Here is a 14,181-nt window from a genome sequence, read left to right as displayed (position 1 = left end):
CACCGCCGTGGTCGCGCCGCGCTGCGAAGCCGAGCCGGCGCCGTCACCTCCGCCCGCGCGGCCGTTCCTGAACAATTGCCCGGAATGCAAGGCCGAGCTCGCCCTGCTCCGCGTCATTCCCGGTAGGGCCGAATACTGGGCAATGCGCTGCACCGGCTGCGGCGGGATTCATCTCAACATCGTCGAGAAGACCTCGCCCGCCTGCTGACGGCTCGCTTCACCTCGCCCCGCCCTTCGCGAGGAGAGATCGGCGCGCAGCGCCGGGTGAGGGGTGCCTCCGCGAATGCGGTGACCGACAACGCACGCTGACGCGGTCACACAGCATTGGACTTAACAAGCGGAAACAGCCCTCACCCGGATTGGTCGCCACGCTCCCAATCCGGCCTCTCCCGCAAGCGGGAGAGGCGAAGAGGCAACCGCCGCGTCGAAAATCTCCGCCATTTCGCCCCTGCTGACACCTGCTGACAGAGCGGGCCCACAGCCACGTTTGCCCTTTCATGGCGGCGGTTTCAGTCCCATATTCGCCCCATGGCGAAGAAACCTGATACCCCCAAAAAGCCCGGCAAATCCCCCAAGTCAAAAGCGCATCGGCCCGACGTTCTCCCGATCGCGCCGGCGCTCGCCGAACTCTTGAACCCCGCCATCAACCGCGGCGAAAGCGGCATCGGCTCGTCCACGGGCCTGCAGCCGCCGCCGGACAATTCACGCGACCGCCGCGCCGGCGGCGAGGCCGCAGCGCACCGCGCGCGCGCCTCGACGCCGAAGGAATTTCCGAGCGATCGCCTGGCTCCGGCTGACCAGCATGGCGGCTTCGACGAGGCGCCCCAGGCCAACTACGGCACCGCGGCGACGGTGCCCACGCTCGATCCGGAGCTGGCGCGACAGCTCGGCCTGCCCACCGCTGAGGACGATGAGGAGGCGCTGGCCCGCCCGCCGCGCAACAAGATGGAGGCGCTCGGGGTCAAGGCGACCGCCGAGGCGCTCGAGAACCTGATCCGCGACGGCCGTCCCGAGTTCCGGAAAGACGACGGCTCGATGCGGGTGTGGACCCCGCACCGTCCGCCGCGCCCGGAAAAGTCCGAGGGCGGCGTCCGCTTCGAGATTAAGTCCGACTATCAGCCGAAGGGCGACCAGCCGACCGCCATCGCGGAACTGGTCGAAGGCATCGGCCGCAACGACCGTACCCAGGTGCTGCTCGGCGTCACCGGCTCGGGCAAGACTTACACCATGGCCAAGGTGATCGAGGCGACGCAGCGCCCTGCCCTGATCCTGGCGCCGAACAAGACGCTCGCCGCGCAGCTCTATGGCGAGTTCAAGAACTTCTTCCCGGACAACGCGGTCGAATACTTCGTCTCCTACTACGACTACTACCAGCCCGAGGCCTATGTGCCGCGGACCGACACCTATATCGAGAAGGATTCCTCGATCAACGAGCAGATCGACCGCATGCGTCACGCCGCGACGCGCGCTCTGCTCGAGCGCGACGACGTCATCATCGTCGCCTCGGTCTCCTGCATCTACGGTATCGGCTCGGTCGAAACCTATACCGCGATGACGTTCGCGCTGAAGAAGGGCGAGCGCATCGACCAGCGCCAACTGATCGCCGACCTCGTCGCCCTGCAGTACAAGCGCACCTCGGCCGACTTCACCCGCGGCACCTTCCGCGTCCGCGGCGACGTCATCGACATCTTCCCGGCGCACTATGAGGACCGCGCCTGGCGCGTGAACCTGTTCGGCGACGTCGTCGAGAATATCGAGGAGTTCGATCCGCTCACCGGCCACAAGCAGGACGAGCTCGAATTCATCAAGATCTACGCCAACTCGCACTATGTGACGCCGCGGCCGACGCTGGTGCAGGCGATCAAGTCGATCAAGAGCGAACTGAAGCAGCGGCTCGACCAACTCAACGACCAGGGCCGGCTGCTCGAAGCGCAGCGGCTTGAGCAGCGCACCACCTTCGACCTCGAGATGATGGAGGCGACCGGGAGCTGCGCCGGCATCGAGAACTATTCGCGCTACCTCACCGGACGCCGTCCCGGCGAGCCGCCGCCGACGCTGTTCGAATATGTGCCCGACAACGCGCTTGTGTTCGCCGACGAGAGCCACGTCTCGATCCCGCAGATCGGCGCCATGTTCCGCGGCGACTTCCGCCGCAAGGCAACGCTGGCCGAATATGGCTTCCGCCTGCCCTCCTGCATGGACAACCGACCCTTGCGGTTCGAGGAATGGGACATGATGCGGCCGCAGACGGTCGCGGTGTCGGCCACGCCCAGCGGCTGGGAGCTCAACGAGAGCGGCGGCGTCTTCGTCGAGCAGGTGATCCGCCCCACGGGCCTGATCGATCCGCCAGTCGACATCCGTCCCGCACGCACGCAAGTCGACGACCTCGTCGGCGAGGTTCGCGCAACGGCAGCGGCGGGCTATCGCTCGCTGATCACCGTGCTGACCAAGCGCATGGCGGAGGACCTCACCGAATATCTGCATGAGCAGGGCATCCGCGTGCGCTACATGCATTCGGACATCGACACCATCGAGCGCATCGAGATCATCCGCGACCTCCGCCTCGGCGCGTTCGACGCGCTTGTCGGCATCAACCTGCTCCGCGAGGGTCTCGACATTCCCGAATGCGCGCTGGTCGCAATCCTCGACGCCGACAAGGAAGGGTTCCTGCGCAGCGAGACCTCGCTGATCCAGACCATCGGCCGCGCCGCGCGCAACGTCGACGGCAAGGTGATCCTCTATGCCGACAGCATGACCGGCTCGATGGAGCGCGCGATTGCGGAGACCAACCGCCGCCGCGAAAAGCAGATGGAATACAACGCCGCCAACGGCATTACGCCGGCGAGCGTGAAGAAGTCGATCGGCGACATCCTCAACTCCGTCTACGAGCGCGACCATGTGCTGGTCGATATCCGCGACGGCAGCGTGACCGACGACGTGATCTCGATTGGCCACAATTTCGAGGCGGTGCTCGCCGATCTCGAGACAAGGATGCGCGAAGCCGCCGCCGACCTGAACTTCGAGGAAGCCGCGCGCCTGCGCGACGAGGTCAAGCGCCTGCGCGCCACCGAAATGGCCGTCGTCGACGATCCCACCGTCAAGCAGCGCACCGTGCAAGGCAAGGCCGGCGCCTACGCCGGCACCAGGAAATACGGCGACGCCGCCAATTTGCCGGTCAGCGCAATGAAGAAGAAAAGCGTGTCGTCGGCCATCAAGGCCGGCGGCAGCTCCGGATCAAAAATCCACAAGCCCCATCTCGACGAAATGCACGGCCCGGAGTCCCTACCCTTCCGCCCGAATCCTGGTGCGAAGCCAGCAAAGCCGTTCGGCAGTACCAGCCGGATCATCCAGCCAACCGACTCGCGGCAGTCAGGGCCGGAGTTCGGCCCGTCGCCACGATCGAGCGGCGGGCTGCCGGGGAAAAGAGGCGGGTGGAAGAAGCGATGACAATACCCGTCATTGCGAGCGCAGCGAAGCAATCCATGCCTCCGCGTGTGGCGCTATGGATTGCTTCGCTGCGCTCGCAATGACGAAGTGGAAGCAGTAGGTGCGACAAATCAACACGACGGGCAAATCAGCCAAAGCCTGTCCAGCCCTTGCGGAAAAAACATTCTGCTTCCGTCGTCGGGCAAATCAGTGATTTAACTCCGCGCGTCTCACGGCGAATGAGGGGCGGGTCGCGATCGTCACGAACGTTGCGGTGAGATGCGGTGGACGTGAAGCGTGTGACTGACGAGCACGCGCAGCACGGACGGCGAAGTCGTGTGGTCCTGGCGCCCCGACGCTGGCGCTAAGTTTTTTGCGCGAACAAGTTTGCGCGAGAGATGACGGTGGCAAGAAAGCCCGGTCACCGGGGAGAGCGCGAAGGAAACCGTTAAAACCACTGCGCAGGGAAAGCCGGAATGCTTCGGTTGAACCTGTGGTCCTACCCCCGTGCTTTTTGTTGCACGGGACCCACGGGTGCAACCAGCACCCGGCTTTCCCTGCGCCCTCTGATATCGAGGAGGGTGGAAAGTGAAGCAAACCTCGGACGCAACGCGTCGCGAGAACGCGAACTCACATCCGCCGCTTGAATCAGACGTAGGATGGGTAGAGCGAAGCGAAACCCATCATTTGCGCGGCTTGTTCCGAAGCCGATGGGTTTCGCTTCGCTCTATCCATCCTACGGGTCCGCTGTTTGAAATTCGAATCAGAACCTCTCCTCCGTCGTCCTGGCGAAGGCCAGGACCCATAACCACTGGCCTTTGTAATGCGCTTCGCTGCAACCGCTTGCTCGCCCAATAACAACTGCCTGTGGTTATGGGTCCCGTCTTTCGACGGGACGACAGCGGAGTGAGATGCGAGAGCGCGACTTACACGCTGTGACCGCTCCACGCGCGACGGAACGACACTCGCATTACTTCCCCGTCACGTTGAACCTCACCGGCGCTTGCGTGACCAATTACGCGGGATGCTGCGGACGACGGGGCTGACAAGACATCATGAAAATCGCGTTGCTGGCGCTCTTGGGTCTGGCATTCGGGGCGCTCAGCGGCGCCGCGCTCGGCATCAGTGCTGGGCTTGCCTGGATCGGAATCTTCAAAACCTCGAATTTTGAAGGCGATGGCGGCGCGCTGGTGTTCTTCACCTTCATGCCGCTGGGCGCTGTGATCGGCGGCATTGGCGGCGCGCTGCTGTTCGCCGTGCTCGCGATCCGCGACGCCGAGGTCGCAATCGAGCACGAGCATGTCGCCCGTCGCGACCGCTGACGGGGCCGCGGTCGGCGGATTCAGGCAAAATCCCGCAAAAAAGTCTGCATTTGTGCAATGCAAAAATAACAATTGCGTTCTGGCACGGTCGCTCTATTTGAAACGGTGAAATTTGAGGTGCAGCAATCTGGCGCGGCGTCGGTGCGGACGCCCTTTTTGCCGTTGCTGATTTGCAATCCAGATTCGGGAAGACGATGAATGACAGAGCATAGTCTCTGGCGTTTTTCGCGCGCGTTTCACCGCGCGATCAACGAACGCCAATTCGCGGATATTGCCGCCCTGCTCGACGAGGACGTCGAATGGGCGATCTATGGACCGATCGATCTATTTTCTTTCTTCGGTGCGCGCCACGGCAAGCCCGCTGCGCTCGAGGTGATCAGGCAGATCGGCGAGAACTTCCGCGTCCGCCGCTTCGAGCGCGAGTCCATCATGCTTGGAGTCGATTCCGCGGCATCGATGATGCGCTATTCGCTGACTGCGCAGGATTCGAACAAGCCGATCGCGGTGCGGATCGCGCATTTCGCGCAATTCCGTGGCGGCCTGCTGACCCGCTTGCGCGTGCTGGTCGACAGCTTCGACCTGGTCGAGCAGACCGTCGGCTATCCGATCCACCTGCCGCGGATCGCAGCAGCGCAATAGTCACCTCCAGTTTCGTCGTACCCGGGCGCTCTCGGGTATCCAAATGCCTTCCTTCGCCAGCCCCGGGAAGGCGTGGATGGCCGGGACATCAGCTGACACCTTCACGCTCTTGTGCCCGGCCACGACGATCCGATCCGTGCTACATGCTGTCACGCCGGACAACGATGTCGCCGTCATAATTTTGCGCTACCATCACGTATCGCTCTGGCTGGAATGCGGGCTGCGGGAATGACTTCCAAACAACGATCTGGCTGGGCGTGGTTGCCGATGCTGGCTGCAGGCCTTGGCATCGCGATGGTGCTGCCGGCGATGGCGCAGACGTCGCCGCAAATTTCTCCTTGGAGCGGTATCCACGATGAGACGCCGGCCGCCGAGGAGGCTGCGTCCGAGCCCGAGGCAAATAACGCCGACGTGATGAAGGACGTCGACGTGGACAAGCTCGACTGGAGCCTGCTCAGCGCCGATGCCTCGCCTTCCGACACCGTGTTGACGCCGAAGAAGGCCACCGCGCCGAAGAAGGCGGATGGCAGTGATGCCGCATGGTCGTCGAACAACAACGCGAACGGCACGTCCGCGGTCTCGGTCAAGCAATCGATCTCGCCGTTCTGGGACACGCGGATTGGCGTCGACATGACGGTCGCGCGCCAGGGCACGCTGACCAATTCCGAGTTGCTGTCGGAACGGCTCGCCAATGGCGGCAGCCTGCCGCAATCCTCCGGCACCGCCTGGGCCGCGATCACCGCGCCGGGCGTTGCCTCGATCTGGGACAAGACCTCGGTCGAAGCCCGAGTCGATCCCGGTAGCGACCAAACCCGGTTCGGGACCTCAATCAGCAAATCGGTGCCGCTCGCCGACCAGTATTCGCTGACGCTGCAGAACGGCTACAACCTGATCCAGCAGGGCGTGGTGCCGGTGCCCGGCATCGTCAGCCATCCCTCGCGGAGCTATGAGGCCGATCAATCGGCCAGGCTGAGCATCAACAGCAGCGGAACCAGCTTCATCGCCGGCCAGACGCTCGCGACCGGCGACGACAAATGGCTGCACCGGATCGGCGCGGAGCAGAAGCTGTTCGACGGCGTCACCATCTCCGGCTCGATCGGCGAAAGCGCCCAGGGCCCGGTTAACAAGAGCCTAACGGCCGGGTTCAAGCGGAGCTGGTGAGGCCGGCCGCGGTCGCAATCCCTTAAGGAATGATCGAACCATTGCCGCAACTTGGCCTAGATGCGGTCAAAATCGGGCGCCTATGGTTGCCCCTTCACGTCGTCGTGCGGCGGGGGGACTTCCGCGCTCGCGTCATTGCGTAACAGAGGAATAGCCGATGAACGCCACCAATCGTTCCGAGCAAGTTGAAACAGAAGTAGAAGGGACGGAAGTCGACAACAACCTCGCCGCCGTCTCGGACGTCGAGGCCGGCATCCGCGAATTCGTGCGCAACGATATCGCCTATCTGCGCCGGTCGCCGCAGCCGCAGGTGAACACGGAACCACTCGAGCCCAACACCGAGGCCACCGTGAACAATGTCAACTCGCTGATCCAGCGCGTCGCCGGCACGTCGCTCGCGGAGATCGAGAAGTTGATCTCCGAGCTCGAAAGCCTGCGCGACCTCCTGCATGCCGAAGGCCAGCGCGTCCAGCGCGAGATCTCGGGCTATGCCCAGCTCAGCCAGGCCGCGATGAAGTCGACTCGCATGATCGCCGACAACGTCACGCAGTGGAAGCGCGCCGCCGACGGGCTGCGCAACAGCTAGTCTCGGCGATTGCTTGGGAGTTCATGACCGCCGCATCGCCCATGCGGAGGATGCGGCGGTTTCTATTTGACTAAAATGATTTGAAAGATAAAAGCGCAACGCGCGCCTGAGCGTGATCGGGAAAAGATCATGCTCGAACTTAGAGCGTAATGATTTGTGACTGAGCGTGAATCTGGATCACGCCGCGACGGATGCTGCCGCTTTGGCACGCCGTTTCTTGGGGAAAACAGCACTGATGCAAAGCGTTCGGCCCGACAACACCGATCCCATCCCGCTGCGGCAATCGCCGCACAGTGTCGGCACCATCATGCTCCGCTTCGTCGGACTATTGATCGCGGCGACCGTGGTGATGGTGTTGATCTGGAGCCGCTGACACCGCACGATGGCCGCTGATGGTTAGCAGAAGCTGAAGATCAGCGTCGGACGATCGCGCTGCCCTCGAGCGTGAAGGCGCCGTCGGCATAGCCCTTCACCACCATGCCGGTGGTCAGCATCACCGCAACCGTGATGGTCGCGAAAATTGCGCCCAGAACTTTCAGTCCGACACGATCTGCCATAGTCGTCCCCACGGTGCTTACCCTTGCGTCTGATATGGCCGGCAGAAAGTTCAAAATGGGTTAGCAAATAGATCGTATCCGGAATTCGTCGAATACGGTTAAAGAGCGCGGCAAGGTTCCCGTAACCACGCCGGCTGTGTTTCAGCCCGCCTTGCGGCGCGGAACGAAGGCGGTGGCCAGAAACGAGAACACGAGTTCGCCGCGCTGGTTGGTGCCGGTGTTGCGGCCTTGCAGGATGCCCCATTCGGGACGCTTCTCGGAGGTGCGCTTGGTCTCGACCACATTGGCGTAGCTGATGGTGTCGCCGGCCAGGACCGGCTTGATCCAGCGCAGTTCGCGAAAGCCGGGCGAAGGTCCCCATACCGCGACCTCGTCCCCGCGCGCGGCCATCTCCTGCGCCAGCCGCTTGCCGTCGGCCACCAGGAGCTTCATGCAGACGGAGGCGACGTGCCAGCCCGACGCTGCCAGTCCGCCGAACAGCGACTTTCGCCCTTCCTCCTCGTCGAGGTGAAAGCGCTGCGGATCGAACTGCGCCGCGAAGCGCTTGATGTCTTCGGCGGTGAAGGTGAACGAGCCGAGCTCGCGCCGCGCGCCGATCTCAATGTCCTCGAAGAAGCGCATCGATGCTACCCCGTCACCGCTTCCGCGCGCCGACCGATGATGATCGGCGACTCCATCTCGCACAACATCACGCCGGCCGCATTGCGCACCGTGCACTTGAACGTCACGATGCCGGTCGAAGGTCGGCTCTGCGAGACGCGCGCTTCCACCACCTCGACATCCAGCGTCAAATCGTCGCCCGGGCGCAGTGGCGACAGCCAGCGCATCTCGTTGACGCCGGGTGAGCCGAGCGAGGCCGTGCGGCAGATAAAGCCGTCGGCCAGCATCCGCATCGTGAGCGAGCCGAGATGCCAGCCCGAGCCGGACAGGCCCTTGAGCATCGATCGTTTCGCCGCCTCTTCGTCGAGATGCATCGGCTGTGGATCGAACTCGGCGGCAAAGGCCAGTATCTCCTCGCGCGTGACGTGGCGCGGCCCGAAGGTGCCGAAATGGCCGATGTTGAAGTCTTCGAAAGTGAGCGTGGTCATGTTGGGGATTTCAGGAGAGAGGGGCCTGATTGTGGCCGTTATTTGCGGCAATCTCAACCCGCCCGCCCGCATGGCTTGCTTTCAAGGGGGACCACCATAGCGGGGAAGCATCGTCCTTGCGTACCGCCCCCCGACTTGCCCGGACTGAGGTTCGGAGCTAGCCCTGCTTGCGCGCGACTCAAGATCGATTGGCCGGGAGAATCCACCGATGTTCGATTTTCAAGACCTGTTTCAGTGGGACCGCTTTATCACCCCCACGATCATCAAGACGTTCTACTGGCTAGTCATCGGCGTGATCGTGCTGTTCGGCATTTACGGAATCCTCTGGAGCCTGGCCGCAATGGCGATCAGCCCGTTCGGCGGCTTCATCCTGCTGCTCGCCTCGCTCACCAGCATCGTGGTCGGCATCGTGCTCTCGCGCATCGTCGCCGAATTCATCCTGATCGTGTTCCGCATCAACGAGCATCTTGGCGCGATCCGCGATCAGGGCCAGGGCGGAATGCGGTGATCAGGTATTGAACCTGAAATGCATCACGTCGCCGTCGGCGACGACGTAGTCCTTGCCTTCCAGGCGCAGCTTGCCGGCGTCGCGGGCGCCGGCTTCGCCGCCGAGCGCGACGTAGTCGTCATAGGCGATGGTCTCGGCGCGGATAAAGCCCTTCTCGAAATCGGTATGGATCACGCCGGCCGCCTGCGGCGCCTTGGTGCCGCGGTCGATGGTCCAGGCGCGCGCTTCCTTCGGCCCCACCGTGAAATAGGTGATGAGATGGAGCAACTCGTAGCCGGCGCGGATCAGGCGGTCCAGGCCGGCTTCCTCGAGCCCGAGCGTGTCCAGGAATTCCGTGCGCTCCTCGCGTGACAGCGTCGCGATCTCGGATTCGATCTTGGCGGAGATCACGACGGCGACCGCGCCCTCCTGCTTCGCGTGCGCGAACACCTGCTTCGAGAAACTGTTGCCATCCTTGGCCGAGCTCTCCTCGACATTGCAGACATAGAGCACCGGCTTGGAACTCAGAAGCCCGAGCATGCGGAAGGCGCGCTCCTCTTCCACCTTGCGCTCGAGCGCACGCGCGGGCCTGCCCTCACGGAGCAGCACCAGCGTACGGTTGACGAGATCGAGCTGTTCCTTGGCGTCCTTGTCGTTGCCCTTGGCCTTCTTAGTGAGATTGTCGACGCGCTTCTCGAGGCTGTCGAGATCGGCGAGCATCAATTCGGTTTCGATGGTCTCGATATCGGCCAGCGGCGCGATCTTGCCCTCGACATGGGTGATGTCCGAATCCTCGAAGCAGCGCACCACATGCGCGATCGCATCGACCTCACGGATGTTGGCGAGGAACTGGTTGCCGAGCCCTTCCCCCTTGGAAGCGCCGCGGACCAGTCCGGCGATGTCGACGAAGGTCAGCCGGGTCGGAATGATCTGCGCCGACTTTGCCACGGCCGCGAGCTTGTCGAGCCGCGGATCGGGGACAGCGACCTCGCCGACATTCGGCTCGATGGTGCAGAACGGATAATTGGCCGCTTGCGCTGCGGCCGTCTCGGTCAGCGCATTGAACAGCGTCGACTTGCCGACATTGGGCAGCCCGACGATCCCGCATTTGAATCCCATCGTACTTTCCGATCTCCCGCGCGAATGTGCAGCGGCTGAATTGACTGAGGTCGCCCTCGATGACGAGCGTTACTTTCCGCCCTCTTCTTTGCTGTCGAAAAAGCCCTTTGCCTGCATCGTCAGATGCACCTTGTTCTGGAACGACGAGTCCTGTCCCGCGGCCAGCAGGCCGGCATTGTCGGCGACGGCCTCGCAGAGCGCATCGACCCACGGCCAGTCGCCCTTGGCGAAATCCGACAGCACGTGACTGTGCACGAGTTCCTTGATCCCGGGATGACCGATCCCGAGCCGGACCCGGCGATAGTCGTTGCCGATATGCGCGGAGATCGAGCGCAAGCCGTTGTGCCCGGCGATGCCGCCGCCGACCTTGACGCGCACCTTCGCCGCCGGCAGCTCGAGCTCGTCCTGGAACACAGTGATGTCGCCCGCCGGAAGCTTGAAGAAATTCTGCGCTTCCTGCACCGCGCGCCCGGACTCGTTCATGTAGGTGGTCGGCTTCAGCAGCAGGACCTTCTCGTGACCGAGCAGGCCTTCGGATGTCTCGCCCTGAAAGCGGCGGCGCCATGGTGCGAAACCATGACGCCGCGCAATCTCTTCGACGGCCATGAAGCCGATGTTGTGCCGGTTATCAGCGTATTTCGCGCCGGGATTACCGAGACCAACAAAGAGTCGCATGACGCGGCATCCCGCGCTGGCGCGCTATCACTTCTTCTTGTCGCCACCGGCCGGTGCCTTGGCACCCGCCGCTGGAGCCGCAGCACCCGCCGCCGGAGCAGCCGCACCTGCAGCCGGAGCCGCAGCGCCTGCCGCCGGGGCCGCACCTGCCGCCGCCTTCTGCTCTTCGGCGTAGCCGGACGGCGGCACGATGGTCACCAGCGTGGCGTCCTCTCGCGACAGCGCCTTCACGCCCTTCGGCAGCTTGATGTCGGACAGATGCAGCGAATAGCTGATTTCCAGCGCGCCGACATCGGCATCGATGTACTGCGGAATGTTTTCGACCGAGCATTCGAGGTCGATTGTGTGGGTGACGATGTTGACGGTTCCACCGCGCTTCACGCCGGGCGCCGTTTCCGCGTTGATGACGTGCAGCGGAACGCTGACGCGGATGGTCGCACCTTCACCGAGCCGCATGAAGTCGACATGGAGCGGGAAGTCCTTCACCGGGTCGAGGTGATAGTCGCGCGGAATCACGCGGTGCTTCTTGCCGTCGAGATCGATGTCGAACAGCGTCGTCAGGAAGCGGCCTGCGAGGATGCGCTGGCGCAGCTCGCGGTCGTCGACCGAGATGGTCAGCGGGGGCTTGTTGTCACCATAGATCACTCCGGGAACTTTCCCGGCGCGACGCTCAGCCCGGGCGGCCCCCTTGCCGCTCTTCGGACGTGCGGTCGCCTTCAATTCCTTGACGGTCGCCATCAGTCTAAGTCCTTGTTTTGCAAAAAGTTAAAGGCCGCATCGCGGCCCCGTTTCGCGTCCCGCAGCAAGCCTCCAGGGGTGCGGGGGCTGCGGACGTCGCGGGCTTTTAGCTCCAAAGGGCCGAAATGACAAGGAAAATGGCTGGCGATCTGGGAAGCGATACGCCTCCTAGCTCGTCATGGCCGGGCTTGTCCCGGCCATCCACGCCCTTCGGTCGACAGGAAGAAAGAACGTTGATGCCCGGGACCCGACTCCGCCGAGGCTTCGCCGGGCACTCTAATGTCAGTCCGGCGAAGCGATAGCGAAGACGGGCAAGCCCGGGCATCACGGTAGAGTGCGTGGGAAACGGCCCTACCCGTCCGCCTTCACGTGCTCGGCGCGATCCCGAGCTTGGCCTCCAGGGCTGCGATCCGCGCCTTCAGCACCTCGTTTTCCTCGCGCGCCAGGCGGGCCATGTCCTTCACCGCCTCGAACTCCTCGCGCCGGACGACATCGAGGTCGCGCAGGACGCGTTCGGCCTGGTTGCGCATGACCGAGTCGACTTCGCGCTTGACGCCCTGGGCGGCCCCGGCGGCGTCGTTCATGAGGCGGCCGATCTCGTCAAAAAAACGGTTCGTGGTCTGGGTCATCTAACTCTCCGCACTCCCTTGGGCGACCAAGACAATGGCAATCAAAGGCGCGGGGTTCAAGGCCGCAAATGACCCATGATGCCGCTCGCCTTGTCATGCTCCGTTTTCCTTGCAATCGTATTCAGCGCGCAGGAGTAGAGAATCGCAAACCGAAGAAGCGCCCATGATCGACCAGCAGATCGATATTCCGACCAAAGACGGCAAGATCACCACTTTCATCACCCACCCCGAGCGCGGCGGACCGTTTCCGGTGATCATTTTCTACATGGATGCGCCGGCGATCCGCGAGGAGCTGCGCGATATGGCGCGCCGGCTCGGGACGTCCGGTTACTATGTGATGCTGCCGAACCTCTATTACCGCGCCGGCGTCATGGAGCTCGGGCCGATCAATCCCGACCCGGAATCGCCCGAGCGCAAGCGCATGTTCGAATTGATGCACTCGATCAACATCCCCATGGTGATGGAAGACACCAAGGCCCTGCTCTCCTATGCCGAGGGCGAGGCCGCCGCGAATACGCGCCTCGTCGGCACCGTCGGCTATTGCATGAGCGGGCGCTACGCGATCAACGCAGCGACGCATTTCCCCGATCGCGTGAAAGCCGCCGCCTCGGTCTACGGCACGCATCTGGCGACCGACCAGCCCGACAGCCCGCATCTGGCAGCCGAGAAGACCAAGGCCGAGCTCTATTTCGCCTGCGCCGAGACCGACATCTACGCGCCGATGGAGATCATCGAAAAAGTGCAGGCCGGCATGAAGGGATCGAACAACGAGGTCGAGATCTATCCCGCCACCCATCACGGCTTCGCCTTCCCGAAGCGCCCGGTCTATCACCGCGACGCCGCCGAGCGGCACTGGGAGCGTCTGCTGGCGCTCTATCGCCGCAATCTTTCCGCATAGCCCGAGGCGCGATGCCCTTCCTCTTGATCGATTTCCCCGTGTTCAATCCGATCGCCATCTCGATCGGACCGATCGCGATCCGCTGGTACGCACTCGCCTACATCTGCGGCATCGTGATCGGCTGGATCTACGCGCGGCAGATGATCAAGAACGAAAAATTGTGGGGCGGTCCCGCGCCGATCACGCTGACCCAGATGGACGACTTCATCCTCTGGGTCACCCTCGGCATCATCGTCGGCGGCCGCACCGGCTATGTGCTGTTCTACAACCTGCCGTTTTTCATCCAGCATCCCGCTGAGATCTTCGAGCTTTGGAAGGGCGGCATGTCGTTCCATGGCGGCTTTCTCGGCTGCGTCGTCGCAGTGATGTGGTTTGCGCGCCGGAATCGCATCCCGATCCTATCGCTCGGCGACTTAACCACCGCGGTGGCGCCGATTGGCTTGTTCCTCGGCCGGCTCGCCAATTTCATCAACAGCGAATTGTGGGGCCGGCCCGCCGATCCGAGCCTGCCCTGGGCGATGGTGTTTCCCAACGGCGGACCGCTGCCGCGGCATCCGAGCCAGCTTTATGAAGCCGGGCTCGAGGGCATCCTCCTGTTCACGATCCTGGCGGTGATGATCCGGATGGGTGCGTTGAAGCGGCCCGGCCTCGTGCTCGGCAGCTTCATTTTGATCTACGGCATCGCCCGCATCATCGGCGAACACTTCCGCGAGCCCGACCCGCAGCTCGGATTCCTGTGGGGCGGTCCAACCATGGGAATGCTGTTGTCGGTGCCGATGGTTATTGTCGGCAGTATCATGGTTGTGATGGCTTGGCGCCGCAGGGCGCCACAGCCGGTGCCGAATTCGATTTAAGG

General features: G+C 63.3%; 17 protein-coding genes. 10 read left to right on the top strand and 7 right to left on the bottom strand.

All coding sequences use genetic code 11. From position 1 onward, the window contains the following. Window positions 1-7 precede the first annotated feature (7 nt). The 7 genes from AC5ZGW_RS16395 (at window position 8) to AC5ZGW_RS16365 (ending at window position 7,507) form a co-directional block, all read left to right on the top strand. Complete coding sequence (locus AC5ZGW_RS16395) at window positions 8-208, top strand: hypothetical protein (RefSeq protein WP_035690098.1); 201 nt, start codon at window positions 8-10, stop codon at window positions 206-208. Window positions 209-528: 320 nt separating this feature from the next. Further along, on the top strand, window positions 529-3,447 hold the full coding sequence (gene uvrB, locus AC5ZGW_RS16390; protein WP_463326975.1) for an excinuclease ABC subunit UvrB: 2,919 nt from the start codon (window positions 529-531) through the stop codon (window positions 3,445-3,447). Window positions 3,448-4,481: 1,034 nt separating this feature from the next. Continuing rightward, window positions 4,482-4,748, top strand: a complete 267-nt coding sequence (locus tag AC5ZGW_RS16385; RefSeq protein WP_130231219.1) for a hypothetical protein — start codon at window positions 4,482-4,484, stop codon at window positions 4,746-4,748. Between the two features lie 198 nt (window positions 4,749-4,946). Beyond that, window positions 4,947-5,387: a nuclear transport factor 2 family protein gene (locus tag AC5ZGW_RS16380; RefSeq protein WP_028163883.1), complete on the top strand. Its 441-nt coding sequence runs from the start codon at window positions 4,947-4,949 to the stop codon at window positions 5,385-5,387. A 228-nt stretch (window positions 5,388-5,615) separates the two neighbouring features. Then, window positions 5,616-6,548: a hypothetical protein gene (locus AC5ZGW_RS16375; RefSeq protein WP_245475155.1), complete on the top strand. Its 933-nt coding sequence runs from the start codon at window positions 5,616-5,618 to the stop codon at window positions 6,546-6,548. 157 nt (window positions 6,549-6,705) lie between these two features. Beyond that, the gene (locus AC5ZGW_RS16370; RefSeq protein WP_028163885.1) at window positions 6,706-7,134 is read left to right on the top strand and encodes a hypothetical protein; all 429 of its coding nucleotides are present in this window, start codon (window positions 6,706-6,708) and stop codon (window positions 7,132-7,134) included. A 235-nt stretch (window positions 7,135-7,369) separates the two neighbouring features. After that, window positions 7,370-7,507, top strand: a complete 138-nt coding sequence (locus tag AC5ZGW_RS16365) for a hypothetical protein (protein WP_165435628.1) — start codon at window positions 7,370-7,372, stop codon at window positions 7,505-7,507. 40 nt (window positions 7,508-7,547) lie between these two features. Here AC5ZGW_RS16365 and AC5ZGW_RS16360 read toward each other — a convergent pair whose 3' ends face one another. The 3 genes from AC5ZGW_RS16360 to AC5ZGW_RS16350 all read right to left on the bottom strand — a co-directional run bounded on the left by AC5ZGW_RS16360 (window position 7,548) and on the right by AC5ZGW_RS16350 (window position 8,779). Then, window positions 7,548-7,691, bottom strand: a complete 144-nt coding sequence (locus AC5ZGW_RS16360; RefSeq protein ID WP_028163886.1) for a hypothetical protein — start codon at window positions 7,689-7,691, stop codon at window positions 7,548-7,550. A gap of 141 nt (window positions 7,692-7,832) precedes the next feature. Further along, the gene (locus tag AC5ZGW_RS16355) at window positions 7,833-8,312 is read right to left on the bottom strand and encodes a MaoC family dehydratase (protein ID WP_130231217.1); all 480 of its coding nucleotides are present in this window, start codon (window positions 8,310-8,312) and stop codon (window positions 7,833-7,835) included. A gap of 5 nt (window positions 8,313-8,317) precedes the next feature. Continuing rightward, window positions 8,318-8,779, bottom strand: a complete 462-nt coding sequence (locus AC5ZGW_RS16350) for a MaoC family dehydratase (RefSeq protein ID WP_028163888.1) — start codon at window positions 8,777-8,779, stop codon at window positions 8,318-8,320. A 208-nt stretch (window positions 8,780-8,987) separates the two neighbouring features. Here AC5ZGW_RS16350 and AC5ZGW_RS16345 point away from each other — a divergent pair, with 208 nt between their 5' ends. Next, entirely contained in the window at window positions 8,988-9,287 is a 300-nt protein-coding gene (locus tag AC5ZGW_RS16345) for a DUF4282 domain-containing protein (RefSeq protein ID WP_028163889.1), read from the top strand. On the opposite strand, the gene ychF is transcribed toward AC5ZGW_RS16345, so the two are convergent. From ychF to AC5ZGW_RS16325, 4 genes are all read right to left on the bottom strand, one after another. Further along, on the bottom strand, window positions 9,288-10,385 hold the full coding sequence (ychF, locus tag AC5ZGW_RS16340; RefSeq protein ID WP_130231215.1) for a redox-regulated ATPase YchF: 1,098 nt from the start codon (window positions 10,383-10,385) through the stop codon (window positions 9,288-9,290). Between the two features lie 69 nt (window positions 10,386-10,454). After that, the gene (gene pth, locus AC5ZGW_RS16335) at window positions 10,455-11,060 is read right to left on the bottom strand and encodes an aminoacyl-tRNA hydrolase (RefSeq protein WP_130231213.1); all 606 of its coding nucleotides are present in this window, start codon (window positions 11,058-11,060) and stop codon (window positions 10,455-10,457) included. A gap of 27 nt (window positions 11,061-11,087) precedes the next feature. After that, window positions 11,088-11,798: a 50S ribosomal protein L25/general stress protein Ctc gene (locus AC5ZGW_RS16330; RefSeq protein WP_028163892.1), complete on the bottom strand. Its 711-nt coding sequence runs from the start codon at window positions 11,796-11,798 to the stop codon at window positions 11,088-11,090. A 365-nt stretch (window positions 11,799-12,163) separates the two neighbouring features. Beyond that, on the bottom strand, window positions 12,164-12,427 hold the full coding sequence (locus tag AC5ZGW_RS16325) for an accessory factor UbiK family protein (RefSeq protein WP_130230665.1): 264 nt from the start codon (window positions 12,425-12,427) through the stop codon (window positions 12,164-12,166). 163 nt (window positions 12,428-12,590) lie between these two features. On the opposite strand from AC5ZGW_RS16325, the gene AC5ZGW_RS16320 reads away from it, so the two are divergent. Together AC5ZGW_RS16320 and lgt are read left to right on the top strand one after the other, a co-directional pair. After that, window positions 12,591-13,325 carry a dienelactone hydrolase family protein gene (locus tag AC5ZGW_RS16320; RefSeq protein WP_130230663.1) on the top strand — a complete coding sequence of 245 codons (735 nt, stop codon included), beginning with the start codon at window positions 12,591-12,593 and terminating at the stop codon, window positions 13,323-13,325. An 11-nt stretch (window positions 13,326-13,336) separates the two neighbouring features. After that, window positions 13,337-14,179: a prolipoprotein diacylglyceryl transferase gene (gene lgt, locus AC5ZGW_RS16315; protein ID WP_130230661.1), complete on the top strand. Its 843-nt coding sequence runs from the start codon at window positions 13,337-13,339 to the stop codon at window positions 14,177-14,179. Window positions 14,180-14,181: the final 2 nt, after the last annotated feature.

The sequence above is a fragment of the Bradyrhizobium sp. Crot121 genome (assembly GCF_059512385.1).
Note: the sequence above shows the minus strand (reverse complement) of the source record. Positions and strands in the feature narration are given on the sequence as shown.